The sequence below is a fragment of the Streptococcus oralis genome (genome assembly GCF_003943395.1).
GTDB classification, from domain to species: Bacteria; Bacillota; Bacilli; order Lactobacillales; family Streptococcaceae; genus Streptococcus; species Streptococcus oralis_BF.
Genome location: NZ_RJPJ01000009.1, coordinates 71727 through 95081, shown reverse-complemented (window position 1 = coordinate 95081; position 23355 = coordinate 71727). Strand labels below are relative to the sequence as shown.

Here is a 23355-nt window from a genome sequence, read left to right as displayed (position 1 = left end):
ATTTATCCATTATAACATGAATGCTTTAAAATAGAAAAGACTTGAAATGAAAAAGGTTGAGACAAGGAATCTCAACTCTTTTATCTATTCTCATTTTTACGCAATCCTTCCAGAGTTTCTTTAAAAATCTCTGGAATATCTGCTGTAAATTCCAAGGTTTCACCTGTTCTAGGATGGGTAAATCCTAGAGTCTTAGCATGGAGAAATTGTCCTTGTCCTTTCAAGGTCTTACGAGGACCATAGACTTCATCACCAGCGACTGGATGGCCAATATAAGCCATGTGAACACGAATCTGGTGAGTACGCCCTGTTTCCAGTTGCAACTCCACTAAGCTATAATCACCAAAACGTTCCAAAACGTGAAAACGGGTCACTGCTGGCTTCCCTTTAGCAGTCACTGCCTGTTTCTTACGGTCTTTTTCACTACGACCAATCGGAGCTTCAATCACACCACGATCATTGGGCAGATTGCCATGAACAATCGCCCAATATTTGCGGAGAGACTTTTTATCCTTGAGTTCTTGGGCAAGTGCTAAGTGAGCCTCATCATTCTTAGCAATCATAAGGAGACCAGACGTGTCCTTGTCAATGCGGTGAACGATGCCCGGACGGAGAACCCCATTGATACCTGACAAGTCCTTGATATGGTACATGAGGGCATTGACCAAGGTTCCGCTAGTATGACCGGCACTGGGATGGACCACCATCCCTTGAGGTTTGTTAACAACGGCTACATCCTCATCTTGGTAGATGATATCAAGTGGAAGATTCTCAGCCACATACTCTAAAACCTCTGGTTCTGGCACATAGTAGGTGACGATATCCCCCTCTTGGACAGTGTATTTGGCTTTCTTGGCTTGCCCATTCACCAAAACTTGTCCAGCCTTGATTTGTTCATTCGCGAGACTGCGTGACAATTCTGTCAGATCTGACAGAGCCTTGTCTAGACGTTGCCCACCAGTTTCAATTTTTATTTCCATTTACTTCCTCTTTAAGCATTGCAATCAATAAAACAATCACACCAACTGTCAAATAGCTGTCAGCAACATTGAAAATCGCAAAGTTGATAAAGTCTAGGTGAAACATATCCACCACAAAACCTTGACTCATTCTGTCGATAAAGTTGCCCAGACCTCCCGCGATGATCAAAATCAGTCCAAAAACCAACCAGATAGAATCCTCCATGTGTTTATGTAGATACCAAATGGCTCCTACCATGACGACCAGTGTAATGACCGCAAATAACCACTGCTGATCTTGCAGCATGGAGAAGGCTGCGCCTCTATTTTGTAGGTAGGTCAAACTAACGAGATTGGGGATCCACGAACGCACTTCACCCAGTGGAATCTGCTGGACAACATAATTTTTGACCAACTGATCCAGCCCAATCAAAAGCAGTACAATGACTGCTACTATTCCTCTTTTTTTCATGATTTCCTCTTTTGATCAAAATATTCTTGCATAACCTCAACGAAAAGAGTCCCAGCTTGACTAAGCTCCACTTCTTCCCGTTTGACATAGACCATGCGGTTATCTAGATTATCCTTGAGACGAATGACTGTGATCCCATTAACACTGTCACTATCTAAAAATCCTGAACCTGTCGCATAGGCATCCGTCCGCTCCAAAATACCATTCAAAGTAGCACGGTCCGTCACATTGAACATCTGCGAGCTCGCGCTAGTGTCGACAAAGTTCTCTGAATAATAAAGGTACTCATCCTTTTCCTGAGTGAAACGAACTGTTGGTAAATCCGCTAAATCCTCCATGACCAATTCCTCTTTCTGTGCTAAAGGATGCCCTTCACGAAGATAAATGTGAGTCTGGAAAGGAATTAGTTCAATAACTTCTAAACCAAGCTTTTCAACCCGTTGCATGATACCCTTTTTATTTTGGTTGTTGAGGTAGATAATCCCAATCTCACTGTGTCCTTGAGCAACTTCGTCTAAGATTTGAACTGTAGTAGACTCAAAAATACGAAAGTTCTTATAATCAGGATAACGTTCTGAAAAGGCCGTAATAGTTGGTGGCAAGAAGTCATAGTGCTGGCTGGCAATGGAAAATTCATCCTTTTCTTCTTCAGGATTGGCATACTGATTTTGGAAAACATCAAAGCCTTTGACCAATTCTTGCGCTTTCTCATAAAATTCCATTCCACGCCGAGTCAAGAAAGTCCCCGAACTCGTCCGACGGAAAATCTTAAAGCCTAACTCTTTTTCCAAATCGCGCACAGAAATAGACAGACTCGGCTGACTAACATACATCTTTTCTGCAGCTTCACGGAAAGTACCACTATTAGCAATGGCCACAACATAGCGTAATTGTTGAATGTTCATCTTTTACCCCCCAACTTCTCTATCTGTTCATTATACCATATTTTAGAAATTTTCCACTTAGGAAAAATAATGTCGCTCACAAAATTCATCTACACTAGTAACAAAGAATTATGGGTATCAAACCAAAAAATAGGCTCTCCGAAAAACTCGGAAAGCCTTATTTTATGCTACTTGTAGCTTCCTCGCCTTTTCATTTCAAGGCTCGGGATAAAAAGGTTCACTGGACCTTTTTATTTTGCGATTGGGTAAACAGAAACTTGTTTCTTATCGCGACCTTTACGTTCAAAGCGTACTACGCCTTCAACTTTAGCGAACAAAGTATCGTCTCCACCACGTCCAACGTTTACACCTGGATAGATGTGTGTACCACGTTGACGGTAAAGGATTGATCCACCTGTTACAGTTTGTCCGTCAGCTGCTTTAGCTCCAAGACGTTTTGCTTGTGAATCGCGTCCGTTTGATGTAGAACCTCCACCTTTTTTGTGGGCGAAAAGTTGCAAGTTGTTAAGAGTCATTTTTAACATAATGTTTTCCTCCGTGTTAGTTTTCTGTGATAACTCTGGTTTGGACGAACTCAGAAGAGTTCTCCGATAAGTTTGCCATACCTAAGAAAAATGATTCGAAGAATAACTGGGTCATTTCTCTCTGGTGTGAAGGAAGATCCGCCGGTATTTCAACCTTTAGATAGCCACCTTCATCTTCGTTTAATTCTAAGATTGGTTCATAGCCTGCAAATTTCTCAATGGAATTGATAAAGTTAATGGCAAGCGTAGAAACCGATGCACACACGACATCTAAGCCGTATTCGCCACTTTCGGCGTGTCCAGTAATTTCCGCACTCCTCAGCTCGCCATCTTCGGCTCTCTCAAAGACTGCTTGTATCATGTGTTCTCCTTAAAATTAAGCGTTGATCGCGTTGATGACAACTTTTGTATATGGTTGACGGTGACCTTGTTTGCGGTGGCTACCTTTTTTAGGTTTGTACTTGTAAGTAACAACTTTCTTTTGTTTTCCTTGTTTTTCAACAGTTCCAACTACAGTAGCTCCAGCAACAAGTGGAGTTCCGACAACAGTGTTTTCACCACCAACAAGAACAACTTCGTTAAAAGTAACTTCTTGACCAGCTTCAACGTTCAATTTTTCAACGTAGATTGCTTGACCAACTTCAACTTTAACTTGTTTTCCGCCAGTTTTGATAATTGCGTATGTGCTCATTATGCACCTCCTATGATTTTTAGGGTTTCCCCGTATTTTTGTGAAGACTCGCCTAGCATCGTGGGACGAACCACTTTATACTCACTATGTGAGCAAACGATGTTCGTGCGGTTGCACAGGACTGTGCATAGTCAACTCTTCAAGTATAGCATATCTTCTTTTTTCTTACAAGTAAAATCAATCAAAATTAAGCTTTTTCTTTCCCTTTTTTTCTCCAAGAAGCAACAAGCATACTGAAATAAAAAATACTCATCATAAGAGGAATACCTAAAATTGTCTTCTCCTGATAGTAAATCGTCAAATAAGCTGAAAAAACAACTCCGAAGACAAAACTGCTAAGTAAGCTAACAAAAATCAAGCCTTCTCTTAGAAAAGGCGTATGCTTGGTCCGGAAATAATCTCCAAAAGCCAACATGGTTCGTTTGATATTCCCTGTCATAAAAGCATTATTATAGGCAATACCTGACACTTCCCCAAAAGCAGTTGTCACCAGTCCCATACAGAAGGCCAATGGCGGCACGAGATAGATATTATCCACAGTTTGCGGCACAAAGCCAATAATCAGGGACAGGACTGCAAGTGGAATCAAGGACAAAATCGGTTTTTTAACAATTCGAAGTTTTTCCTTATACAATGTCAGAAAAAAGACACCCATCATAAAGGAAAACAAGGTCATTACTTTGGCACTGGCGTCCGAGACATTCTGCTGAATGAGTCCTACAGAAAGAAAGACGACATTCCCAGTTTGTCCAGCCACAAGGGTGTTCCCTCGCACGATAAAGGTATAGGCATCTACATACCCTGCGCAAAAAGTCAAAAAAAGCGCTAGTCTCTTAGACTGACGTGATATTTTTCTTATTGGTAATAATCTCATTTTCTCCCCCTTCTCATTTCATCTACTTATCTAAATATTGTACCACTTTCTCCAAGAAATGCGTAGTCCATTTGAAAATTTTTACCATCTGTTGGATAGTCCTTCTTTTCTATGTTATAATGAAGGAAGGATTTGAAGTCGGAAAAGGAGTATCTATGCTTAAATTAGGTGTCATCGGAACAAGTGCTATCAGCCACCATTTCATAGAAGCAGCCCATGCTAGTGGAGAATACCAGCTGGTCGCAGTCTATTCTAGAAAACTAGAAACTGCTGCATCCTTCGCTTCTCGCTATCAGGATATCCAACTCTTTGATCAATTAGAAGACTTCTTTAAGTCTTCCTTTGATGTGGTCTATATCGCCAGTCCAAACTCCTTGCATTTTGTTCAAGCCAAGGCTGCCTTGTCTGCTGGTAAGCACGTCATTCTTGAAAAGCCAGCTGTCACTCAGCCACAAGAATGGCTGAATTTGAGACAGACAGCTGAGAAAAATCACTGTTTTATCTTTGAGGCAGCTCGTAATTACCACGAGGAAGCTTTTACCACTATCAAAAACTTTTTAGCAGACAAGCAAGTGTTGGGAGCTGATTTCAATTATGCTAAGTATTCATCCAAGATGCCGGACTTGTTGGCTGGGCAGACGCCAAATGTTTTTTCAGACCGTTTTGCTGGTGGAGCCCTTATGGATTTGGGGATTTATCCTCTCTACGCTGCCGTTCGCCTCTTTGGAAAGGCTCAAGACGCGACTTATCAGGCTCAACAGCTTGACAATAGCATTGACCTAAATGGAGACGGTATCCTCTTCTACCCTAACTTTCAAGTTCACATCAAGGCTGGGAAAAACATCACTTCCAATCTTCCTTGCGAGATTTACACAGCGGATGGAACCTTGACCCTTAACACGATTGAACATGTCCGCTTAGCTATTTTTACCAACCACCAAGGAAATCAAGTTCAACTCCCTATCCAACAAGCTCCTCATACGATGACTGAGGAAGTTGCTGCATTTGCACAGATGATTCAGCAACCAGACCAGACGCTTTACCTGACTTGGCTGGATGATGCAGGCTCTGTTCATGATTTACTCTATACCATGCGCCAGACTGCTGGCATTAGATTTGAGGCAGAAAAATGAAAACCAAACTACCGACTGAATGGCAGGAATTGAGTGACCAACTCGGTTTCCAAGAATTTACCCCCATTCAAACTCAACTATTTGAGCCTATACTTGCTGGAGAAAACCTCCTGGGAGTGAGCCCAACAGGAACTGGTAAGACGCTAGCTTATTTACTTCCAAGTCTTCTCAGACTACAAAAGAAAAAAGCCCAGCAACTCTTGATTCTAGCACCAAATACAGAACTAGCTGGACAGATTTTTGACGTGTGTAAAACGTGGGCAGAAGCCATCGGTTTAACAGCTCAGCTCTTCTTATCAGGTTCAAGTCAGAAACGTCAGATTGAACGTCTTAAAAAAGGACCAGAAATTCTGATTGGAACACCTGGCCGTATCTTTGAGTTGATTAAATTGAAAAAAATCAAGATGATGAATGTCGAAACCATCATTCTAGATGAATTTGACCAATTGCTCGATGATTCTCAGATTCACTTTGTCAAAAAAATCACTCACTATGCACCTCGTGACCACCAACTCATCTACATGAGTGCGACGACCAAGTTTGACCAAGAAAAGATTGCACCAAACACGCGCACCATTGATCTCTCTGATCAAAAACTGGACAACATCCAGCACTTCTACATGCAGGTAGACCAACGTCACCGAGTGGACATGCTACGAAAATTAGCTCATGTAGAGGATTTCCGCGGACTGGTCTTCTTTAATAACCTATCAGATCTTGGAAGTGCAGAAGAAAAACTACAGTATCGGGATGTCTTGGCCGTTTCCCTCGCTAGCGATGTCAATGTTAAATTTCGAAAAGTCATCTTAGAGAAGTTTAAAGATAAGCAACTGACCCTGATCCTTGCGACAGACCTTTTGGCTCGTGGAATTGATATCGATAGCCTAGAATGTGTCGTAAACTTTGACGTCCCAAGAGATACCGAAACCTACACTCACCGTGCTGGCCGTACAGGTCGCATGGGAAAAGAGGGCTATGTTATCACTCTCGTAACCCATCCTGAAGAACTTAAAAAACTCAAGAAATTCGCAAGTGTTCGTGAAATTGTCCTAAAAAATCAAGAACTCTTTATCAAATAAGGTTGGCTCTTTCCAACCTTTTTCTTATCCCCAAGTAATTTCTAATTGATAGCTGGCAAAGGGTTGTCCCTCTTGGTTTTGCAGTTGATAGGCGAGCTCGATCTTTTGCCCATCCAGTTTGTAGTGACTCGTTTGAATGATAAACTCCTGCATCCCCATTGGAGTAGGAATATAGGCTAAACTATCACTATCCTTTAGAAAACGCATGATGGTTTTAGGACTCGAGAAACGTGTCATCACCAGTTCTTCTTCATGAAACTTGAGAACCACTTTTTCCTTTTCCTCATTGTAGAAAAGCAGATAGCTATAATCTCCCTTTTCACGTAGTTCCACGTCATAGGGCTGGTCAATCACTTCCAACTGCTCATCAAACTGAATCGTATTTCGCATCCGAATCTTCACATCAAATCCTCTTTCTTCTCTCTTGCCCTACTATTTTACCAAAAAGAGCAGGATTTTGCTATAATGGTCATATGAACGAAAAAGTATTCCGTGACCCAGTTCACAACTATATCCACGTCAATAATCAGGTCATATACGACTTGATCAATACAAAAGAATTTCAACGTCTTCGCCGTATCAAACAGCTAGGGACTTCCAGTTATACCTTCCATGGTGGGGAGCACAGTCGCTTTTCCCACTGTTTGGGAGTCTATGAGATTGCTCGACGTATCACGGAGATTTTTGAAGAAAAATATCCTGAAGAATGGGATCCTGCTGAGTCTCTATTGACCATGACCGCTGCGCTCCTCCATGACCTTGGGCATGGTGCCTACTCTCATACTTTTGAAAATCTCTTTGATACAGATCATGAAGCCATTACTCAGGAAATCATCCAAAGTCCTGAGACAGAGATTCACCAAGTCCTGCTACAAGTAGCGCCAGATTTCCCAGAAAAGGTAGCCAGTGTTATCGACCATACCTATCCTAACAAGCAGGTCGTGCAGCTCATTTCTAGTCAGATTGATGCAGACCGCATGGACTATCTCTTGCGCGACTCCTATTTTACAGGAGCATCTTATGGGGAATTTGACCTGACACGAATTCTCCGGGTCATTCGACCTATCGAAAATGGGATCGCCTTTCAGCGCAATGGCATGCACGCCATTGAAGACTATGTCCTCAGTCGTTACCAGATGTATATGCAGGTTTATTTCCACCCAGCAACTCGGGCTATGGAAGTTCTCCTACAGAATCTTCTCAAGCGCGCCAAAGAACTCTATCCTGAGGACAAGGACTTCTTTTCACGAACTTCTCCACACCTCCTTCCTTTCTTTGAAAAAAATGTGACCTTGTCCGACTATCTAGCTCTTGATGATGGTGTGATGAATACCTACTTCCAGCTTTGGATGACCAGTCCTGACAAAATTCTCGCAGACTTATCGCAACGTTTTGTCAACCGTAAGGTCTTTAAATCCATTACTTTTTCAGAAAAAGACCAAGACCAACTCGCAACCATGAGACAACTGGTTGAAGAAATCGGTTTTGACCCCGACTACTATACTGCCATTCATAAGAACTTTGACCTTCCTTATGATATCTATCGTCCCGAATCTGAAAACCCGCGGACACAGATTGAGATTCTACAAAAAAATGGTGAACTGGCAGAACTCTCTAGCCTGTCTCCTATCGTCCAATCCCTTGCTGGCAGTCGCCACGGAGATAATCGTTTCTATTTCCCAAAAGAAATGTTGGACCAAAATAGCATTTTTGCAAGCATTACCCAGCAATTTTTACACTTGATTGAGAATGATCATTTTACCCCAAATAAAAACTAGAAGAGGAAATTTATGAGTATTAAACTTATTGCCGTCGATATTGACGGAACCCTAGTCAACAGCCAAAAGGAAATCACTCCTGAAGTCTTTTCTGCCATTCAAGATGCCAAAAAAGCTGGTGTCAAAGTCGTGATTGCAACTGGACGCCCTATCGCTGGTGTTGCCAAACTTCTGGATGACTTGCAGTTGAGAGACGAAGGTGACTATGTGGTGACCTTCAACGGTGCCCTTGTCCAAGAGACTGCTACTGGCCACGAGATTATCAGCGAATCCTTGACCTATGAGGATTATCTGGATATGGAATTTCTAAGTCGCAAGCTTGGTGTCCACATGCATGCTATTACCAAGGACGGTATCTATACTGCCAATCGCAATATCGGAAAATACACAGTTCACGAATCAACCCTCGTCAGCATGCCCATCTTTTACCGTACTCCCGAAGAAATGGCTGGCAAGGAAATCGTCAAGTGTATGTTTATCGATGAACCAGAAATCCTTGATGCTGCGATTGAAAAAATTCCAGCAGAGTTTTACGAACGCTACTCTATTAACAAATCAGCTCCTTTCTACCTCGAACTCCTTAAAAAGAATGTAGACAAGGGTTCAGCCATCACTCACCTAGCTGAAAAACTCGGATTGACCAAAGATGAAACCATGGCAATCGGTGACGAAGAGAATGACCGTGCCATGCTGGAAGTCGTTGGTAATCCCGTTGTTATGGAAAATGGAAATCCAGAACTCAAAAAAATCGCCAAATACATCACCAAAACAAATGATGAATCCGGCGTCGCCCATGCCATCCGTACGTGGGTATTGTAAAATACTTAAGGATAGAAAATAAATGACACCCCAAAAGTAGAGATGACACTCTAACTTCCGGGGTGTTCTTTTTGATTTTTCGCCAAATCTTCCAATCAAATCATCTAAGTAAGCCCATCTTATCTAGTTTTTTTAGGGCAGATTCTCTTGATGGGTATGGATTTCTATTGATGAAAAGTTTTACTGCTTCGACGTGATGATAAAGACCTATGCTAATTTCTTTTAAATTTCCAATAAAGACATCGAGCAGTTTTGGTTCAATGTTCTCTAAGGGAGAAGGAAGCTCTTTCTTATTTTCAAACTCAAAAGCTTCTTTAGCAGTCACACCTATTGCATAACTAATGTTGTCCCACAAGAGACCATTCGCTTCATTTTCATCTAATTGCATGTAGATAAATATTCCACTGAAGTCTGTCCCATCATCTAAAAGGCGATAGAGTTCCTCTCCCCTTTTATCTCTATTCTCCAAAAAACTCCAACATGCATCCAAGGCGGTTCGAATGTGTGAAGTGTATTGTGTTTCCATACGATTCGCAATTGCCTCAGCAAAAATCAACATAAAATAACTAGTAAGCATATCCTCTCCTGATCTATACTTGAACGAAATAGCCTATCCATTCTCATCTAATATAAATAGTGGTCCAAAGTAGTTTTTAACGAGCTCATCCTTTAAATATCCTTCTATTTCTGGCCCAGTTATTTGTGAAATAAGTTCCCCATTTTCAGCTAGGATTTGTTTGTAACTTAAGGAAAGAACCTCAAGTATGTTCTCGTCGACACTTTCAATCGATTGTGGTAGGTAGATTTCTTCCGAAGCAATATATGAATAGTGACAAACTAGGACAAAGAAATTAGCGATACAGTTCCATACTAGTGGATTGGTTTTCTTATCCAACACCTGGAATGTCAAGATATCCTGCTCGTCTATATTTTCCAGTCGATTGTATAAAATATCTGGGCAAAAATCACTCTCTTTATCAAGCTCCTGTTTGGAAAGTTTTAAGGAATCAAGGACAAACTCCTGATATTCTTTCTCACTGATAAGATCTACAAGGCCGTCTATCAACTCCTGTAGGAAGCGTAATAAATTTCTATTTTCATTCATTGATTTTCCTTTTATTACTAAAAAACTAACTTGGTAATTCACTGAAAAACGTGGCACTCACTCTTCCTCTTCAAACATCAGAGCATCCAGTTCTTCTCTCTCTGTCGCAATTTCTTCAAAGGTGGAAATAAGATTATTTACTATTTCTAAGGTGATAATACCAGTCGAATCCCTCATCGTAACCTTGGTTCCAATGGCATTCAACTCATGGATGAGTTCTCGAACCTTTCTCAATCCATCCAAATCTAACATATCTACTTCTATCACCGCGTCATGATCTTTGATTCTGGATTGGATTAAAGAAAAAGGCAAGGATGAATGGTTTCTTAACAACTTATAGGTTCCTGACTTGTCACCTATAGAATCAATAAAAATAGCTAGCATCGTTTCCGCTCCCTTTATTACTCCGGTAATTCTACCTTTAAGCTCATATCTGTAGGTTGTAACACCTTCTGAACAGCAGCGAGAAAGCCTAGACCGTTGTCTGATGGAGAATATTGGAAAGTAATATGAATGACTTTTTTATCAAACTTATCACCGTATCGTTCTACATACTGCTTGCTTTCGAGGAAGTGAATGTAATTATTCATTTTTTCTTGCAGAATTTCCAGATGGACTGCTTCTATCTCTTCCTCCCAGCCGACTGGATCCACCAGAAGAAGCTCTAAATGACTATCAACTATACCAATTGCATCAAGTTCAGTTGGCTTGAGCTCTGAGGAAATTGCTTTTTGTATCAGTTCTTCAAATTCTTGATTGGAAAACAAACGTTTAATAGATGATGGATTTACTAAAATACGAATAGGTGAGGATCTAAAGTAATTTTGTCTAGCTACTTCTTTACTTTCCTTAGTCACCCATTCTCCTGTTTGTAAAAAAAGTTCAACCTCATAAGCGTCCTGTTCAGATCTTAAAGCCTTGTCTACTAATTCCTTGCTTACTGGATAACTTACTTCTTTATCTTGAAAACCTCCCGACATCCAAGACATTGTATAACAACCGTTTTCTTCAGTTATAATAAAGCCATTTCCTTTTATTTGATTCATTTGGTAATACACCTTTTCCCCTTCATATAAGTATGCCCAATGAAAAATATATCACTGTTCTAATCAATCATTTTCTGAAACCTCTAACAGAATAGGGATACTTTTAATCCTACATCTAAACTTTACAATCTCATATAATTCTTCAATAGCATCCTTTTCTCTTTCAAAACTAGCTTTTTCATATAACTGTTGACGTTCAGTCACCTCATACACTATAAATCTATTTGCACTTAAATCCTGATAATACCCTATCGCAAACTGCTCTAAAACTTTTTTATTTAAGTACACAGTATAATATCTAAGTTTGTTACTATTAAATTTTAAAAAGTCTAATAATTCCTGTTTTGTCATTTAAAATTCTCCACAACTCTCACATTCACTATGGCGTTTGCTATAGCTCTACTACCTTAGGTGGATTATAGTATTTTTCCTTAAATTCCTTAAGAATCTTCTCCACCTTTTCTTCATCACATTGCCTGTATAATGGACTACGGTCTAATACATTACATAGTCTTTCATAGGTATAAGTACGTTTCTGCTCATCTGATAATTTTGAAATACTTTCTATAATATTTTTTACTAACTCATCAGTCTCAATGACAAAGGGAAGGCTTGTATATCTTCTTAAACGACTGCCTTGCATAGAAATATAATCAGTTACCTTATCTAATTTGACTAGGTCAACCGATAAACTAAAATCTTTCAAGATATCAAAGGTTCTGCGCGCTATATCCCTATCACCTTCCATATACAAAGGATATAAGCAATATTCCATTAATACTCCAATATCTGTACTATCAAGTTCATAAGAATCTCGTTGTCGAAAACGATACTTAGCTTCGGTCCCTAGAAAAACTTCAGCTTCTTTCCCTTCCTTCATTATTTCACGATAGTCTTTTACAAAATTTTGATAATTTTCTTTATTTTTCAATTTATATGTCTTCATTTATTTACTCCATTGGTTAATTCTAAAAATCCCTTCAACTTGCTCAATTTCATTAGTCCCAGGCTTATAGACACGTGGATTTTTGATTTCATAATAGCCTTGGCGTTTAATCGCAGATAGAAAATCATCGTAAGAATGCCCCGTTGTGTCAATCGTTGGCATAAGTAGTTCGCTATTTAAAACCGTTAAATAATCTTTTTATAAATCTAGTTCCATTATATCACAAAAAAGAGAGCGTTTCCGCTCCCTTTCTTACTCTGGCAATTCTACCTTCAAGCTCATATCAGTCGGTTGCATTACTTTCTGAACAGCTGCAAGAAAGGCTAAACCGTTATCAGATGGAGAATACTGGAATGTGATATGGATAACTTTTTTGTCAAATTGATCACCGTATCGCTCCACATACTGCTTGCTTTCGAGGAAGTGAATGTAATTATTCATTTTTTCTTGCAGAATTTCCAGATGAACTGCTTCTATCTCTTCCTGCCAGCCGACTGGGTCCACCAGAAGAAGCTCTAAATGACTATCAACTATACCAATAGCGTCAAGTTCGGTTGGCTTGAGCTCTGAGGAAATTGCTTTTTGTAACAGTTCTTCAAATTCTTTTTCGGAAAAATAGTGTCTCTTTCTATCTGTATCAATAAGAAGAAATTCTGGATTATCTCTTAAAAATTGTATGTTAGCATCTTCTTGACTAATTTTTGATTTCCAAAATCCGAAGTTAGCATAATTAATTAATTCTTCACCATCATGTTCTCCCGACATATAACTATCTGCAGCTTCTTTGGGGATTTCTTGAACTACTTCTGGCATGGTAATATTAAAAGTTGGATAACGCAAGAAATACTTATCACCATCTTGACAAATTTTCAACATATCTTTTTGACTTACATAAATAGTTTCCATTCTCATCTCCTTTGCCATTTATCAAATGTCTACTGATTAGTTATTACCTAAAACTCATTCATATTCTCTTTCGTACTGATACTAGTTCTCAATCATCTGGAAAGCTAAACACGTCTTGCTCTCTTTGAAACATTTTTCCTTTTCTCCTCTAAGAGTTTCAGACTACAACTAGCCCTTGGCTTTTAAAAACTTGTCCGGAATGCGAAGCTCAATCTCATCCATAACTCCTTTTAAGTATTTATCCCAATCTGTTATATGGCTGCATACAGCTGGCTCTTTAGTCAAGGATATCTTCGCTTCTTTCGTTAAAACAATGAAGAACTCGCGCAAATCATTCTCATAATCAAATTCAATAGTAAAGTAATCCTATACCTAATGCTAGAAGAGTCCATATTCTGATCAAAATAAGTTCGAACCATTCGGCTCGTTTCTACAGCAAACTTCTCGGTTTCATTTAATTCCATAATATAATTCTCTTCAAAGAAATCATTTTCTTTAAAATCTCTTTGGTCAATTCTTTAATAAAACTTCCGCTCTTTCAGAATCTAGAAAGTCTTTCAATATATTCAAAGTCCGTTCAACTGATTCTTCATCACAGCCATACACTCTTTTTATGCTTTTGTCATCAATTATCTGTGACAACAATGTGACTGAAAATCTCTGTTCATCAGCTTGAGTGAACCAAATGTTAAACAAGCCACCCGCTCCAGCTTCCAATTGCCTATTTTTACCGGTTGATGATATCCCCATCGTCATATGATAACCCTTATACGCGAATGGAAAATTAAAATTTTCATCTTCTCCTTCATGAATGGCAACCGTATCAAGGTCAATCGAAAAAATTTTCTCTAAAGCTTGTTTGACATTCTGATAACCTAAACTCTCTCTTATTGGTAAGTAAAGTTCACTCATTTATAGGTTCTCCACATATTTCCGAAATTCTCAAAGTTCTATTACTTTGATAGAGTCATATCAACTATTTTCCCCGTTTTTATATCGACTTTTAATCTTCTGCCATGAAAATCAGTCGCATAAATCCAGCCATCACGCAAAGTCATCTGTTCAAAGGGATAAATATTATTACTGTATCCACTATTATCAATCGTCCAAACTACATTTCCACTAGCAGCAACTCTTAAAATGTTATTTTTTTCAATATCATTATCAAAAGGAATCTCCAATAAAACAATAAATTCGTCACCGTGTTCAATTATATTTCGGATTTCAAATTTAAAACATTTTACAACTTTACCATTTACTATTAGATTATATTTTTCATATTCTACCATTGTATCCACCTTACATCTGAGAATCCTTACGTCAATCAGTCTTTTAATGATTTCTTCGTATTCTTGCTAAATCAATATGCATCACATCGCTAATCCTGTAACATAGCTAAAAATTCTGTAAAGTTATTCGTTACAAACTCTATAGCAGGCTCCAGGTCGTAGGATTCCTCGTGGTACCAGATACAAATGCTTGGATTTTCGGTATTCTCTATATAATTTAGACAAACAAAGTCACCGCCAAACAATGCTGCTATGGGGACCAACTCAAACCCCAAAATATCTTCATGGACAAACAAACGTTCATCCAGTTGGGACATTACAACATCAATGTCATAGATACCAAGTGGATTGTATTTTGAATCCTCTAACACACACAAGAATCGCTCGATCAAAAAGGACCTATTTTGTAAAGAAAATAAATTTTTAGAAGGACAAAAACCATTTTTTCTCTTTATAAAATTCTTATAATCATCAGGTAGTTGAACTTTCCACGCAACTTCTCTTTCCTGTAATAGCGCATCGGTTGGCAAAGGGGAGATAATCGATTGATCTTGTTGTGTCATCTTCTTCTCCTACAGTTGCTCACCTTTTACTTCCTCAAACCATTTTTCAAACTCTAAACGTGGAAGTAATTCCTCATCCTTGTCATAACGTCCTTCATAGCTATAACGACTATCAAGACTGTTTTTCTGTGCATCATAAATCAACCACATTTCAGTTGGGTGTTCGCGATTGTAATCTTGGCACACATCAAGCATTTTCTGTATATCTTCAAGGCCATATCGTAATACCGAAAACATCATATTATCAGAATCATCTACTTTAGTCTCTAAAAAAGTGTTAACCTTGTGTAATTTGACATAAACTCCATTAATTTTATAAAAAACATCAAAGGAAAGTAATGCTTCTTCAGAAATGCAATAAATATATACTTTTTCTGCTTGATTTTGGACATATTCCATAGCTAATGCAATCATACTAGCCTGAACTTCCATAAATTTATCTTCAAATTGGGTCATATTCTTCTCCTACAGTTTCTCGTCTTTTACTTCATTGTACCATTGTTCAAACTCTAGACTTGGAAGCAACTCTTCATCCTTGTCATAACGTCCTTCATAGCTATAGCGACTGTCAAGGCTGTTTTTCTTGGCATCATAAATCAACCACATTTCAGTTGGGTGTTCACGATTGTACTCTTGGCAAACATCAAGCAATTTTTGTATATCTTCAGCTCCATATCCCAATAGAGCGAATGCCATATTATCTGAATCATCTATTTTTTTTGTCGCAACTTCATTAACTTTATCCATTTCAACTACAATACCATTAATCTTATAAAAAACTTTATATGATTGCAATGCTTCTTCAGAAATGCAATAAATATATACTTTTTCTGCCTGATTTTGGACATATTCCATAGCTAATGCAATCATACTAGCCTGAACTTCCATAAATTTATCTTCAAATTGTGTCATATTATTCTCCTACAGTTCCTCGCCTTTTACTTCCTCAAACCATTTTTCAAACTCTAAACGTGGCAGCAATTCCTCATCCTTGTCATAACGCCCTTCATAACTATAGCGACTATCAAGGCTGTTTTTCTGTGCATCATAAATCAACCACATTTCAGTTGGGTGTTCACGACCGTATTCTTGGCAAATCTTAATCATGTTTTCTACATCCTTGATCCCTTCCTTTAACAAGGCAGTTTGTAAACTAATATCAACATGAGAGTCTTTAGGTAAAAAATCATTTACTAAGTGTTTGTGTACAATGTTTCCCTTAATCTCATAGAAGAGATTAAAACTATACAAACTGTCCGCTATTGCATAAATAAAAATTTTCTCTGCCTGATTTTGGACATATCTAGTGCTAACGAAATCAGGCCAGCTTGGATTTCCATAAATTTATCTTCAAATTGTGTCATATTATTCTCCTACAGTTCCTCGCCTTTTACTTCATTGTGCCATTGTTCAAAAATATTGCCCGAGGTTAGTGTATCTAAATTAGAATAGAATAAATCATAGGAATACTTTCCCTTTACTTTATTCTGTTTATTATCATAAATCAATTTTATCTGCGTAGGCATTGGCTGGTTATACTTCTCACAAATTTTCTTTAACTCTTTAACGTCATCGGTTCCTATTTTTAAGACATGGAAAATTAGATTGTTTAAATCATCAAAGTTTCTCCTTGGCAATGTACGCATAGTAAAAATTTTATTCTCAGAAATATAAAATATGTTAAAACTGTATGAATTCTTCTCATTAGAACCATATATGTACACAGTATCAACCTTTTGCTCTACCCTATCCGCATATTCTAATGCCAACTGAATCATGTCTGTTTGTTTAGCTGAAAATTCGTCTTCAAATATCATTTTTCACCTCTAAAGTATCTTCATAAAGAGCTCCCATTAATCAAGTATACCGTATAATTGATACTATTATCTTGCAATAATAAGACTAAGTCTCCTTATATCTAACAGTTCCGAGAAATCTTGTATTTCCCATTGCTATTTCATTGTCACTATAATCATAATTGTATAGCAAAATGATGGTGTTGCTTGGAGGAATAACCGTTTTGATTCCTTCCTCTTTTAAATTTCGAAGAATAGTCTGTTCATAAGATGCACCTTTCAACATCTGTTCGAGGTTTGAGTGATTCCTATCATCAACCTGAGCTTCTAGCCAATCGTCATCAATATCATCCAAATCAATGCCATTCTCTATTAAGAATTGAGACGGAACTGCCTCTCCATCCTCATCATAGCGTATCTGCAAATAATGGTCTAATTGAGATTGATCTGCAAAATTTCCAATCCAAATGGACACTGTATTTTCCGTTTCCATTCATTTCCCCTTCCTTTAACTCAACATTAAAGTATAAATCATTCCAAGTTACTGGAATAATACGATTTACATTATTTGCTATATCATTAAACAATTGACTTAATTGATTTTCAAACATTTTTAAACTCCTGGTTTATTCCTTATCTGCTTAATTCTAAGCGGCTCTCCTTCAATTTGAAAGCGTACGTTAAACATTTTTGGTCTGACTGATATAGAACCTTCTTCAAAAACAGTATCTATCTTTACTGAAACTTTCTTAGGAGGAATACCATTTAATGAAGCTTTCCATTCAAGAGCCCTTTAAAGGTATCAAAATTTTTAGCACCTTGTTCGATGTCTTCCTTCACTGCTATTTTTATACTAGCCTTAACAGCGGTGAGTCCTGCAGTCTTTCTTGTCTTGTCCAAGCCACTTAGGTATTTACCTGCTGGGATCAAGTCAATCGGTTTCCGCATCCATTTAAAGTGGGGGGTGTATCGTTATTCTATTTTTAAAGACGAATATGTAAATCTTTTCCTAACACTCCGTCTAAAATAAACGAATCGAGATTGGGATTCAACTTATTTAATTTGAACTTTTGAATTTTTGTTATTTCAGGCTGAAAAGAGATACTTCCTTTGGGATATTGCTTTCTCAAAATTTTATCATAAACTTCCTTTATAAAATCTTCCCAGGATTTCGATAAGCGATTTGCAAAAACAGCCTCTCCTTTAAGTAAAAATTGTATACCATCTGCTCGATGAAAAGCTAATAAGGCTAGAGAGAGTGCAATTAGGATGATTAATAATTGCCTCTGGCACTTCAAAACCATTATCCCAGTTATAATTATCAAGCAAGACAAAGAGTTCATCTTCACTATCAATAGACTTAACTAGTTTCACAGCTTCAGCATTGCTTTCAGAATATAAAATATATGATAGCTGATTTAATTTTGTTGCATCCATTTTTATACCTCAATCTAATTTATTGTAAAAACGTTCCCATAGTTCCTGAGTTGCCCCTTGGTTTGGATATAAAGGTAGTCCTTTACTTTGTAGAAGATTCAAATTTCTTTGAAGTTGTTTGACATCAATTTGTAAATCTAAGGAAAAATCTATTCAGATAATTCCTTCAATTGTACCCTTAGTTCTCTATCAAATCCGTAAATTCTGAAAATGTTTTAGCTAAAAAATAGGCATTGTTCTCATCGCTTGAGGCTTCTAATTGATAGGTATCGTCGCAATAATATAAGCCTTCGTTAGCATCACCACTTTGCCAAAATAGTAGAAATCCGTGCTGAATAGTGTCTCCAATGATAATGGAATGTTCAAAAATATCATTACGATATTCTTCTGTCCACTGTTCTATATCTGCATTTTTAATTCCAGTATTTATACCAAACATAGTATCAATATTAAGAACTTCATCAATTTGATCAATCTTAATTGAATTTTCAAATGTATAAGATGAATTCCTTCCTCCGTTTTGTGTGACTAAAAATTCTTTATAGTCAACTGGAAGTTTGATATCAAATCGTTTTTCTAAAAGCTTGATATTTTCATATTCTGCATGCCCAAATGGCTCTATAATTAATACCATTTTATTTACCTCCGATATAATCCCTCTTTGCTTGAGGACCTCAGCCATGCTGTGGATGTCCGTGTAACAAAAAGAAAAGGAGACTACCTGTTTGATAAAAGCTGGGTGGAAACCCAGTTTTCTTAGTTTTCTTGGACTAGAAGGTCATATGGGAAGTACTCTAGGTCTTTCAAACGCTCGTCGTAGATTCCTTTAATCTTGCAGGTTGCGGCGGTGTCAAAACTCCAGTAGCCTACATAAGTATCTTTGGTATGGTTGTTATACCATGGAGCATCCGAGTGGCTATAGTACCAGAAGCCCTGCGCCTTAGCTACACTCTCATAAGTGTCTTCAATCATATTTTGATACTCTAAAATCGAATGAAAAGGAACTATCTTGTCATGGAATAGATAGACCATGTAGTATTCAATCAAGCCATCTATGTGATCCATCTGCTCATAAATAGCCTTCAAATCATCCAGAAACTCCTCCTTGCGCTCACTATAAAGAACTCCTAATGCAAATATATCAACCGCCAAGTCAAAAGGAACTCCTTCCGAAGCGACCTCTTTTAAGTTGGAGAGGATCCCTTGATAATAAGGAAAGAGCTCCTGAACATCCTTCCCAAGTGAGTAGCCAACTCTTAATAAATCTTCATAATTAATAACCATAGATCTAAAATGGTGCTCGTAATACTCTGGATTTATATCAGGAAATTCAGTTATTTTTCTCTGTAATGTTTTAGAATACCATACAAAATTTCCTTGGAAATATCCCTCTGTTTGAATTCTATCTCTTAACATGTATTCACTCCTTTTTTTATCTCACAGCTAGTCTAACATATCAGATAGTTTCTCTAGTATCTTTTCTTTGTTCTTTTCGTTGTCAACTAATAAATAGTTTTTAAAGTCATCTAGGAGTTGGATTTTACTTCCAAGAATGTTTTCCAATTGCTCACTAAAGAATTCTTCTTGTTGAGCTGAATCAATTTCTTCTAGTAATGCAGGTATATATTTTTCCCCTTCAAACTCATAAGCTAATGTGGCTATAGAAGCACCCGCTTCAAAAATACAGTTCCACCTTGATTCATATTTTGAATCATCCTCTTGCATATAAATAAAAGCACCCCCAAATTCAGTTCCATCATCAAGAAGGGAATATAAGTAATCTGCAGACACTTCATGATTCTCTACCCATTTCCAGCATACTTCGAGAAGCTCTTCAATCTTGTTATAAAACTGACTTTCCTGCATTGATTTGGATAACCATGTAGCTATTCCTAACTTAAATAATGCTTTATGGTGATGCATACCCACGATTTCCTTCCAATTTGATTATATTTATTCAAAATAATTGTCATTACCGATAAGAGAACACTGTACATCTTAAAAAAGTTTCTCAATTAGACTAGAAAAACTGAAACAAACAAAGGTTGACTCTTTAAAATCATCATGGTTCTTCTCATGATCCCAAAAAACGATGTTTTTATTAGCTGAATAATCAAAACACAATAAATTTCCAAAACCATCTTCTGCAAATGGAATCAGTTGGTCCCCAAGCCGATTTTGTATATCTTCAAGAATTTCATATATATTATCACATTCATTTTCATCTAGGCTGATCAAATTGTTGAAAATTTCTACCTTTTCATCTACCTTAAAATGATTAGGATTAGGATAACCACCATCATATTTTAAAACAAATTGTTTATAATCGTCTGGTAGATCAATCTTTAATCTATGCTCCAGACTTTCTATGATATCTATGGAAATATCTTTATAATTTAACCACTTCATATTCTCACTTCATTTCTTTTTTTGAAAATACCATATCCACCCATCCAGATAAATCATCGAAATTAGAAAAATTTATAATAAAAAGTATCATTTTCTGACAATTTTTCTAAAAATTCCGAAAGGTTTTTGGATATCTCTACATCATAATAATAAATCTTACCACTATTATCTGAACCAAAGCCAATTGATATCAGAGCAGATTCATTTGCTTCAAAGAAGATCATTTTATCTTCTTCAAATTCATCATATATTTCAATATCCGGATAAAATTCAAAATCATTTTGTCTCAATCTAAAGTCTAAAACAGATTATGGTTCCATGATGCGATTTATGTTACCTACTTTACTTCCAATAAAACCATAGCCAATTTCTAAATAAAAGTCTCTAAGTAATTTCGGAAACATTATTCCTAACTTTGATTCACTTTTTTCGATTTTATCCCTAGTAAGTGGATAAAACTGATTTAAAGGACTTGATTTAATTTCTTCAAACATTTAGTGTTACCTCCGACCTTAAAGGCACTATAGGTGAAGATATTCCCTTTTTCGATTAAAACTGGGTAAGAGCCCCAACCCTCTTAGTTTTCTTGGACTAACAAGTCATATGGGAAGTACTCTAAATCTTTCAAGCGTTCGTCATAGATTCCTTTGATCTTGCAGATTTCATCAATAAATATAAAAACTACAAATAATTTGAAGAAAACATATACTTATAGGAGTATATCCTGATAACCAATTTCAGACAATACGCCATTGACAAATTTTATTCCTATTCCATTTTCTTTATCCCAATCACACTCACATAAAAAACCAAACTCTTCAACATTTTCGTCAAAAGTTAAAGGAAACATGATTTTCTTTGGTTGTAACAAAGAATAAATCTTATCTTTGTCACCAATTATATCTAAAAAATATTGTTTTTCTTTATGATTCGTGTAGCTTGAAACAATATCTGATATTTCACGATTGTAATATGATAAAATTGCCACATCTACCTCTTTTGCTATTTCATCCATGTGATTCTCGAAAAATATATAGGCTTTTTCCTGATTAATTTCAAATTCAGCATCTTCATCCGCATCAATATTGATTTCCAAAACATGGTGCTTATTGAAAATCTCTAGAGAAATGTCTTTTGTCCAACCGTAATTAAATTTTAATTTACCAAAAGTCTTATGATTTATTTCCATTGTTTTTACAACTGTTTTTTCTTTCAATATAGTATCGCTAAAAACTCTGTAAAGTTATTAGTTACAAACTCTATAGCAGGCTCCAGCTCGTAGGATTCTTCGTGATACCAGATGCACATGCTTGGATTTTCGGGATTCTCTATATAATTTAGACAAACAAAATCACCTCCGAACAATGCTGCTATGGGGATTAGTTGCATTCCAACATAATCTTCATCAAAGACAATGCGCCCTTCCAATTGTGTACTCACAACTCCGATATCATAAGCCTCTTCTTCCTTCTCACCTGAAATAGCTAGTATAGCTAAAAATCGATCGATTACTTTCTAATTATTCCCAAAATGAAAATACCGTTTTGACGGAATCAATCCATTCTTATTCTTTATAAATTCCTTATAATCATCAGGCAGTTTAACCCTCCACGCTACTTCTCTTTCCTGTAATAGCGCATCAGTTGGCAAGGGATAGATCATTGCTTGTTCTTTCTGAGTCATATTTTCTGCTTCTTTCTCTATTTAAAATCTTAATACTACTAGCTCTGAAGAATTAATCAGTCTCTTCCTTGTCCCATAATGGAGAGGGGTACATATAAGTTCCGCTGTTTGCTGTATCTCTTCGTCCTTCACGAACTGTAAAATCTAACAGCTTGAAGAATTTCTCCAATATTAAAATGACTGGTATTTTTAAATTACAATCTTTTTGATTGAATTAAAAAAATTACTTTTCTTTCACTAGGTAAATTGCAGTACTGATTTGAACCAATTTTTCTTTAGATTCTAAATTTAGTAGTATATCGTATCTGTCATAGTACGCATATCCAAGACTAACTGAAAGTTTTGTGTCAGATGGAAGGTTATACTTTTCCACTATTTTCTTATATAACTCTGATTGATTTTCTGATTGGTAAATAATATCACTCAATTCAGTTTCCGCGCTCTTAAATGTTTTTTTTACATCTAAGGAAGCGAAATAATCTCTTGAAACCATTAAATTTAGAATTTCTTCATCAAATAAAGGATTTATCTCTGACTCATAATTTAACTTACCATTAGAATATGTAACAGGAACAGTTTCTTTATCCTCCCCAAGTGTTATTATATACACCCCTTTAATGTCAGATTGATTAATATCTACGTCCACTTCATACTTTTTGACTTCATCTTGATTTTTTATATAAACTTCACTAGTATATGACTTTAGTCCAGTAAACTCCTTCTTGTCTTGTTCTAAAAATTTAAATATGGGCTCAAACGTTTTTTCAAATTCGTACTGTTCATTTGTTCTATTTTTGGGAATGGTCTCACCACCCAAACTACATCCATTCAGCGCAAAAAGTGTCGAAAGCATTAGCATTACACTGACAACCCAAAATAAGCGTTTATTGTTTTTCATCTCTTTCTCCTAAACATTCTACGCCTATTATACCACACCTCCA

Annotated in this window: 35 protein-coding genes, 8 pseudogenes and 1 other annotated feature; of the genes and pseudogenes, 5 read left to right on the top strand and 38 right to left on the bottom strand. The window is 36.9% G+C overall.

All coding sequences use genetic code 11. From position 1 onward, the window contains the following. Positions 1-80: 80 nt before the first annotated feature. The 3 genes from D8802_RS08020 to D8802_RS08010 are packed head-to-tail and all read right to left on the bottom strand — an operon-like array spanning position 81 to position 2336. Positions 81-980, bottom strand: a complete 900-nt coding sequence (locus D8802_RS08020; RefSeq protein WP_125395449.1) for an RluA family pseudouridine synthase — start codon at positions 978-980, stop codon at positions 81-83. Further along, positions 964-1431 (bottom strand): signal peptidase II, encoded by a 468-nt coding sequence (gene lspA, locus D8802_RS08015; protein WP_125395448.1) that lies wholly within the window; start codon positions 1429-1431, stop codon positions 964-966. The genes D8802_RS08020 and lspA overlap by 17 nt, the downstream gene beginning before the upstream one ends. After that, on the bottom strand, positions 1428-2336 hold the full coding sequence (locus tag D8802_RS08010) for a LysR family transcriptional regulator (protein ID WP_001025717.1): 909 nt from the start codon (positions 2334-2336) through the stop codon (positions 1428-1430). Before D8802_RS08010 ends, lspA begins: the two co-directional genes overlap by 4 nt. Here D8802_RS08010 and D8802_RS10480 point away from each other — a divergent pair. Then, a pseudogene (locus tag D8802_RS10480) lies at positions 2329-2401 on the top strand (AraC family transcriptional regulator); the annotation flags it as partial. The gene D8802_RS08010 and the pseudogene D8802_RS10480 overlap by 8 nt on opposite strands. Positions 2402-2566: 165 nt before the next feature. Here D8802_RS10480 and rpmA read toward each other — a convergent pair. The 4 genes from rpmA to D8802_RS07990 form a co-directional block, all read right to left on the bottom strand. After that, on the bottom strand, positions 2567-2860 hold the full coding sequence (gene rpmA, locus D8802_RS08005; RefSeq protein WP_000916509.1) for a 50S ribosomal protein L27: 294 nt from the start codon (positions 2858-2860) through the stop codon (positions 2567-2569). Between the two features lie 16 nt (positions 2861-2876). Beyond that, positions 2877-3221: a ribosomal-processing cysteine protease Prp gene (locus tag D8802_RS08000; protein WP_000613697.1), complete on the bottom strand. Its 345-nt coding sequence runs from the start codon at positions 3219-3221 to the stop codon at positions 2877-2879. A gap of 15 nt (positions 3222-3236) precedes the next feature. Beyond that, the gene (rplU, locus tag D8802_RS07995) at positions 3237-3551 is read right to left on the bottom strand and encodes a 50S ribosomal protein L21 (protein ID WP_000109137.1); all 315 of its coding nucleotides are present in this window, start codon (positions 3549-3551) and stop codon (positions 3237-3239) included. A 34-nt stretch (positions 3552-3585) separates the two neighbouring features. Further along, positions 3586-3674: a sequence feature (ribosomal protein L21 leader region), on the bottom strand. A gap of 64 nt (positions 3675-3738) precedes the next feature. Further along, positions 3739-4425, bottom strand: a complete 687-nt coding sequence (locus tag D8802_RS07990; protein WP_125395447.1) for a YoaK family protein — start codon at positions 4423-4425, stop codon at positions 3739-3741. Positions 4426-4580: 155 nt separating this feature from the next. Between D8802_RS07990 and D8802_RS07985 the strand changes: the two genes are divergently transcribed. Together D8802_RS07985 and D8802_RS07980 are read left to right on the top strand one after the other, a co-directional pair. Continuing rightward, a complete protein-coding gene (locus D8802_RS07985) occupies positions 4581-5558 on the top strand; it encodes a Gfo/Idh/MocA family protein (protein ID WP_125395446.1) in 978 nt (325 codons plus the stop codon). Continuing rightward, positions 5555-6637, top strand: a complete 1083-nt coding sequence (locus D8802_RS07980) for a DEAD/DEAH box helicase (RefSeq protein WP_125395445.1) — start codon at positions 5555-5557, stop codon at positions 6635-6637. The genes D8802_RS07985 and D8802_RS07980 overlap by 4 nt, the downstream gene beginning before the upstream one ends. 24 nt (positions 6638-6661) lie before the next feature. On the opposite strand, the gene D8802_RS07975 is transcribed toward D8802_RS07980, so the two are convergent. Beyond that, positions 6662-7039: a YwiB family protein gene (locus tag D8802_RS07975; protein WP_125395444.1), complete on the bottom strand. Its 378-nt coding sequence runs from the start codon at positions 7037-7039 to the stop codon at positions 6662-6664. Between the two features lie 71 nt (positions 7040-7110). On the opposite strand from D8802_RS07975, the gene D8802_RS07970 reads away from it, so the two are divergent. Together D8802_RS07970 and yidA are read left to right on the top strand one after the other, a co-directional pair. Further along, positions 7111-8415 carry an HD domain-containing protein gene (locus tag D8802_RS07970; RefSeq protein ID WP_125395443.1) on the top strand — a complete coding sequence of 435 codons (1305 nt, stop codon included), beginning with the start codon at positions 7111-7113 and terminating at the stop codon, positions 8413-8415. A gap of 12 nt (positions 8416-8427) precedes the next feature. Then, positions 8428-9234 (top strand): sugar-phosphatase, encoded by an 807-nt coding sequence (yidA, locus tag D8802_RS07965; protein WP_125395442.1) that lies wholly within the window; start codon positions 8428-8430, stop codon positions 9232-9234. A 100-nt stretch (positions 9235-9334) separates the two neighbouring features. Here yidA and D8802_RS07960 read toward each other — a convergent pair whose 3' ends face one another. From D8802_RS07960 to D8802_RS07830, 30 genes and pseudogenes are all read right to left on the bottom strand, one after another. Further along, a complete protein-coding gene (locus tag D8802_RS07960) occupies positions 9335-9811 on the bottom strand; it encodes an Imm6 family immunity protein (RefSeq protein WP_125395441.1) in 477 nt (158 codons plus the stop codon). Positions 9812-9844: 33 nt separating this feature from the next. After that, complete coding sequence (locus D8802_RS07955; protein ID WP_260468415.1) at positions 9845-10396, bottom strand: Imm6 family immunity protein; 552 nt, start codon at positions 10394-10396, stop codon at positions 9845-9847. Next, on the bottom strand, positions 10397-10723 hold the full coding sequence (locus D8802_RS07950; RefSeq protein ID WP_125395440.1) for a hypothetical protein: 327 nt from the start codon (positions 10721-10723) through the stop codon (positions 10397-10399). 17 nt (positions 10724-10740) lie between these two features. Next, positions 10741-11385, bottom strand: coding sequence for a DUF6572 domain-containing protein (locus D8802_RS07945; protein ID WP_125395439.1), 645 nt, complete (start codon positions 11383-11385; stop codon positions 10741-10743). Positions 11386-11451: 66 nt separating this feature from the next. Further along, a pseudogene (locus D8802_RS07940) lies at positions 11452-11736 on the bottom strand (DUF6572 domain-containing protein); the annotation flags it as partial. Between the two features lie 40 nt (positions 11737-11776). After that, the gene (locus tag D8802_RS07935) at positions 11777-12331 is read right to left on the bottom strand and encodes an NAD glycohydrolase inhibitor (protein WP_125395438.1); all 555 of its coding nucleotides are present in this window, start codon (positions 12329-12331) and stop codon (positions 11777-11779) included. Beyond that, a pseudogene (locus D8802_RS10160) lies at positions 12332-12496 on the bottom strand (hypothetical protein); the annotation flags it as partial. It abuts the gene before it with no gap. 87 nt (positions 12497-12583) lie between these two features. Then, positions 12584-13237, bottom strand: a complete 654-nt coding sequence (locus D8802_RS07930) for a DUF6572 domain-containing protein (RefSeq protein WP_125395437.1) — start codon at positions 13235-13237, stop codon at positions 12584-12586. A 168-nt stretch (positions 13238-13405) separates the two neighbouring features. Beyond that, a pseudogene (locus tag D8802_RS10370) lies at positions 13406-13656 on the bottom strand (hypothetical protein). 91 nt (positions 13657-13747) lie between these two features. Further along, positions 13748-14149 (bottom strand): hypothetical protein, encoded by a 402-nt coding sequence (locus D8802_RS07920; RefSeq protein ID WP_125395436.1) that lies wholly within the window; start codon positions 14147-14149, stop codon positions 13748-13750. 41 nt (positions 14150-14190) lie between these two features. After that, positions 14191-14526 (bottom strand): DUF7957 family protein, encoded by a 336-nt coding sequence (locus D8802_RS07915; protein WP_125395435.1) that lies wholly within the window; start codon positions 14524-14526, stop codon positions 14191-14193. Between the two features lie 89 nt (positions 14527-14615). Beyond that, a complete protein-coding gene (locus D8802_RS07910; protein WP_125395434.1) occupies positions 14616-15089 on the bottom strand; it encodes an SMI1/KNR4 family protein in 474 nt (157 codons plus the stop codon). Between the two features lie 9 nt (positions 15090-15098). Beyond that, entirely contained in the window at positions 15099-15545 is a 447-nt protein-coding gene (locus D8802_RS07905) for a hypothetical protein (RefSeq protein ID WP_125395433.1), read from the bottom strand. 9 nt (positions 15546-15554) lie between these two features. Then, positions 15555-16001, bottom strand: a complete 447-nt coding sequence (locus D8802_RS07900; protein WP_125395432.1) for a hypothetical protein — start codon at positions 15999-16001, stop codon at positions 15555-15557. A 9-nt stretch (positions 16002-16010) separates the two neighbouring features. After that, a pseudogene (locus D8802_RS07895) lies at positions 16011-16453 on the bottom strand (hypothetical protein). Positions 16454-16462: 9 nt separating this feature from the next. Next, entirely contained in the window at positions 16463-16906 is a 444-nt protein-coding gene (locus D8802_RS07890) for a hypothetical protein (protein ID WP_125395431.1), read from the bottom strand. 85 nt (positions 16907-16991) lie between these two features. After that, on the bottom strand, positions 16992-17378 hold the full coding sequence (locus D8802_RS07885) for an immunity 22 family protein (RefSeq protein WP_125395430.1): 387 nt from the start codon (positions 17376-17378) through the stop codon (positions 16992-16994). Further along, positions 17293-17496, bottom strand: coding sequence for an immunity protein YezG family protein (locus tag D8802_RS10365; protein WP_080568705.1), 204 nt, complete (start codon positions 17494-17496; stop codon positions 17293-17295). Before D8802_RS10365 ends, D8802_RS07885 begins: the two co-directional genes overlap by 86 nt. A 154-nt stretch (positions 17497-17650) precedes the next feature. After that, positions 17651-17833: a hypothetical protein gene (locus D8802_RS07875; protein WP_125395429.1), complete on the bottom strand. Its 183-nt coding sequence runs from the start codon at positions 17831-17833 to the stop codon at positions 17651-17653. A 35-nt stretch (positions 17834-17868) separates the two neighbouring features. Continuing rightward, positions 17869-18322: pseudogene (locus tag D8802_RS10475) on the bottom strand (DUF4274 domain-containing protein). 178 nt (positions 18323-18500) lie between these two features. Continuing rightward, positions 18501-18956 (bottom strand): SMI1/KNR4 family protein, encoded by a 456-nt coding sequence (locus D8802_RS07865; RefSeq protein ID WP_125395428.1) that lies wholly within the window; start codon positions 18954-18956, stop codon positions 18501-18503. 122 nt (positions 18957-19078) lie between these two features. Beyond that, the gene (locus D8802_RS07860; RefSeq protein ID WP_125395427.1) at positions 19079-19738 is read right to left on the bottom strand and encodes a PoNe immunity protein domain-containing protein; all 660 of its coding nucleotides are present in this window, start codon (positions 19736-19738) and stop codon (positions 19079-19081) included. 27 nt (positions 19739-19765) lie between these two features. Further along, on the bottom strand, positions 19766-20245 hold the full coding sequence (locus tag D8802_RS07855) for an Imm6 family immunity protein (protein WP_125395426.1): 480 nt from the start codon (positions 20243-20245) through the stop codon (positions 19766-19768). A 75-nt stretch (positions 20246-20320) separates the two neighbouring features. Next, positions 20321-20731: an SMI1/KNR4 family protein gene (locus D8802_RS07850; RefSeq protein ID WP_125395425.1), complete on the bottom strand. Its 411-nt coding sequence runs from the start codon at positions 20729-20731 to the stop codon at positions 20321-20323. A 62-nt stretch (positions 20732-20793) separates the two neighbouring features. After that, on the bottom strand, positions 20794-21021 hold the full coding sequence (locus D8802_RS10450) for an SMI1/KNR4 family protein (RefSeq protein ID WP_312023262.1): 228 nt from the start codon (positions 21019-21021) through the stop codon (positions 20794-20796). Between the two features lie 18 nt (positions 21022-21039). Then, positions 21040-21225: an SMI1/KNR4 family protein gene (locus D8802_RS10445; RefSeq protein WP_312023261.1), complete on the bottom strand. Its 186-nt coding sequence runs from the start codon at positions 21223-21225 to the stop codon at positions 21040-21042. Between the two features lie 83 nt (positions 21226-21308). Beyond that, positions 21309-21389: pseudogene (locus tag D8802_RS10530) on the bottom strand (PoNe immunity protein domain-containing protein); the annotation flags it as partial. Between the two features lie 51 nt (positions 21390-21440). Continuing rightward, the gene (locus tag D8802_RS07840) at positions 21441-21947 is read right to left on the bottom strand and encodes a DUF6985 domain-containing protein (RefSeq protein WP_260468412.1); all 507 of its coding nucleotides are present in this window, start codon (positions 21945-21947) and stop codon (positions 21441-21443) included. Then, positions 21944-22414: pseudogene (locus D8802_RS07835) on the bottom strand (SMI1/KNR4 family protein). Before D8802_RS07835 ends, D8802_RS07840 begins: the two are co-directional and overlap by 4 nt. A gap of 223 nt (positions 22415-22637) precedes the next feature. Next, positions 22638-23312 (bottom strand): hypothetical protein, encoded by a 675-nt coding sequence (locus tag D8802_RS07830; protein ID WP_125395424.1) that lies wholly within the window; start codon positions 23310-23312, stop codon positions 22638-22640. Positions 23313-23355 lie beyond the last annotated feature (43 nt).

What these genes read in the sequence shown, in the direction of transcription:
- D8802_RS10445 (WP_312023261.1), bottom strand. Translation starts at nt 21,225, where the DNA reads ATGTTTGAAGAAATTAAATCAAGTCCTTTAAATCAGTTTTATCCACTT.
- D8802_RS07830 (WP_125395424.1), bottom strand. Translation starts at nt 23,312, where the DNA reads ATGAAAAACAATAAACGCTTATTTTGGGTTGTCAGTGTAATGCTAATG.
- lspA (WP_125395448.1), bottom strand. Translation starts at nt 1,431, where the DNA reads ATGAAAAAAAGAGGAATAGTAGCAGTCATTGTACTGCTTTTGATTGGG.
- D8802_RS07875 (WP_125395429.1), bottom strand. Translation starts at nt 17,833, where the DNA reads ATGCGGAAACCGATTGACTTGATCCCAGCAGGTAAATACCTAAGTGGC.
- D8802_RS08010 (WP_001025717.1), bottom strand. Translation starts at nt 2,336, where the DNA reads ATGAACATTCAACAATTACGCTATGTTGTGGCCATTGCTAATAGTGGT.
- D8802_RS08020 (WP_125395449.1), bottom strand. Translation starts at nt 980, where the DNA reads ATGGAAATAAAAATTGAAACTGGTGGGCAACGTCTAGACAAGGCTCTG.
- D8802_RS10365 (WP_080568705.1), bottom strand. Translation starts at nt 17,496, where the DNA reads ATGTTTGAAAATCAATTAAGTCAATTGTTTAATGATATAGCAAATAAT.
- D8802_RS07935 (WP_125395438.1), bottom strand. Translation starts at nt 12,331, where the DNA reads ATGAAGACATATAAATTGAAAAATAAAGAAAATTATCAAAATTTTGTA.
- D8802_RS07915 (WP_125395435.1), bottom strand. Translation starts at nt 14,526, where the DNA reads ATGGTAGAATATGAAAAATATAATCTAATAGTAAATGGTAAAGTTGTA.
- D8802_RS07890 (WP_125395431.1), bottom strand. Translation starts at nt 16,906, where the DNA reads ATGATATTTGAAGACGAATTTTCAGCTAAACAAACAGACATGATTCAG.
- D8802_RS07855 (WP_125395426.1), bottom strand. Translation starts at nt 20,245, where the DNA reads ATGCATCACCATAAAGCATTATTTAAGTTAGGAATAGCTACATGGTTA.
- D8802_RS07950 (WP_125395440.1), bottom strand. Translation starts at nt 10,723, where the DNA reads ATGCTAGCTATTTTTATTGATTCTATAGGTGACAAGTCAGGAACCTAT.
- D8802_RS07850 (WP_125395425.1), bottom strand. Translation starts at nt 20,731, where the DNA reads ATGAAGTGGTTAAATTATAAAGATATTTCCATAGATATCATAGAAAGT.
- D8802_RS07865 (WP_125395428.1), bottom strand. Translation starts at nt 18,956, where the DNA reads ATGGTATTAATTATAGAGCCATTTGGGCATGCAGAATATGAAAATATC.
- D8802_RS07910 (WP_125395434.1), bottom strand. Translation starts at nt 15,089, where the DNA reads ATGACACAACAAGATCAATCGATTATCTCCCCTTTGCCAACCGATGCG.
- D8802_RS07945 (WP_125395439.1), bottom strand. Translation starts at nt 11,385, where the DNA reads ATGAATCAAATAAAAGGAAATGGCTTTATTATAACTGAAGAAAACGGT.
- D8802_RS07885 (WP_125395430.1), bottom strand. Translation starts at nt 17,378, where the DNA reads ATGGAAACGGAAAATACAGTGTCCATTTGGATTGGAAATTTTGCAGAT.
- D8802_RS07905 (WP_125395433.1), bottom strand. Translation starts at nt 15,545, where the DNA reads ATGACCCAATTTGAAGATAAATTTATGGAAGTTCAGGCTAGTATGATT.
- D8802_RS07960 (WP_125395441.1), bottom strand. Translation starts at nt 9,811, where the DNA reads ATGCTTACTAGTTATTTTATGTTGATTTTTGCTGAGGCAATTGCGAAT.
- yidA (WP_125395442.1), top strand. Translation starts at nt 8,428, where the DNA reads ATGAGTATTAAACTTATTGCCGTCGATATTGACGGAACCCTAGTCAAC.
- D8802_RS07920 (WP_125395436.1), bottom strand. Translation starts at nt 14,149, where the DNA reads ATGAGTGAACTTTACTTACCAATAAGAGAGAGTTTAGGTTATCAGAAT.
- D8802_RS07985 (WP_125395446.1), top strand. Translation starts at nt 4,581, where the DNA reads ATGCTTAAATTAGGTGTCATCGGAACAAGTGCTATCAGCCACCATTTC.
- D8802_RS08000 (WP_000613697.1), bottom strand. Translation starts at nt 3,221, where the DNA reads ATGATACAAGCAGTCTTTGAGAGAGCCGAAGATGGCGAGCTGAGGAGT.
- D8802_RS07930 (WP_125395437.1), bottom strand. Translation starts at nt 13,237, where the DNA reads ATGGAAACTATTTATGTAAGTCAAAAAGATATGTTGAAAATTTGTCAA.
- D8802_RS07970 (WP_125395443.1), top strand. Translation starts at nt 7,111, where the DNA reads ATGAACGAAAAAGTATTCCGTGACCCAGTTCACAACTATATCCACGTC.
- rpmA (WP_000916509.1), bottom strand. Translation starts at nt 2,860, where the DNA reads ATGTTAAAAATGACTCTTAACAACTTGCAACTTTTCGCCCACAAAAAA.
- D8802_RS07990 (WP_125395447.1), bottom strand. Translation starts at nt 4,425, where the DNA reads ATGAGATTATTACCAATAAGAAAAATATCACGTCAGTCTAAGAGACTA.
- D8802_RS07980 (WP_125395445.1), top strand. Translation starts at nt 5,555, where the DNA reads ATGAAAACCAAACTACCGACTGAATGGCAGGAATTGAGTGACCAACTC.
- D8802_RS07860 (WP_125395427.1), bottom strand. Translation starts at nt 19,738, where the DNA reads ATGTTAAGAGATAGAATTCAAACAGAGGGATATTTCCAAGGAAATTTT.
- rplU (WP_000109137.1), bottom strand. Translation starts at nt 3,551, where the DNA reads ATGAGCACATACGCAATTATCAAAACTGGCGGAAAACAAGTTAAAGTT.
- D8802_RS07900 (WP_125395432.1), bottom strand. Translation starts at nt 16,001, where the DNA reads ATGACACAATTTGAAGATAAATTTATGGAAGTTCAGGCTAGTATGATT.